This is a genomic window from Porphyromonas uenonis 60-3, from assembly GCF_000174775.1.
In the GTDB taxonomy this organism is placed as follows: Bacteria; Bacteroidota; Bacteroidia; order Bacteroidales; family Porphyromonadaceae; genus Porphyromonas; species Porphyromonas uenonis_A.
Window position 1 is genome coordinate 1 of record NZ_ACLR01000197.1, and the last position, 687, is coordinate 687.

1 protein-coding gene is annotated in these 687 nt (G+C 50.7%); it reads left to right on the forward strand.

What is annotated here, in order from left to right; genetic code table 11:
• A partial coding sequence (locus tag PORUE0001_RS07905; protein ID WP_007365925.1) for an InlB B-repeat-containing protein occupies nt 1–687 on the forward strand: 687 nt, incomplete at both ends.

Sequence of the window (687 nt, forward strand, 5' to 3'; positions counted from 1 at the left end):
ACAGCGCAGGGTTACAAGGTCGATCAGTGGTTTATCAATGGTCAGGTACAGAACCAGCTCACAGGAAGACCTTTTATCTTCTGGCAGATTAAGGCAAAGACCGAAGTCAAAGTCACCTTCAGAAAGGAGCAGATGTATGAGGTCGACTACAAGCCAGACAACGAGTGGGGAACTATCGAAGCCTACTATTACGATGGTGGTCGCAAGGTAACTGTAGAGCCCAAAGCCAAGGTTAAAGAGGGTACCTTCGTAGAGTTTCAAGCTACTGTCAAGGAAGGCTATGCTCTAGATGGTTGGACCAATAATGGACACGAAATCCCCGTAGCTGATATTGAGACCCTCAAGGCTAGCCTCACACTGCGAGCTAACGCCGTTATTGATGTCAAGTACCACAAGCTAGTTGTCAAGCATGCCGTTACCTTTACCGCTGGTGAGGGTGGTACTATCGTTGCAACGGTCGGTACCGAGGCTAAGGCTATCGAGAGCAAGGATCAGGTAGAGCAGGGTGCAGTCATCACCTTTACCGCTACACCTAAGGAGGGCTATGAGCTAGACCATTGGATGGTCGGTGGCAAGCCTGCCGTCGCTGGTGCCGATACGAAGATCGAGGGCAATAAGCTCATCGTCACTCTAGGCGACCAGGACCTCAAGGTCGAGGCTACCTTCAAGAAGCTCATCGTCAAGCAT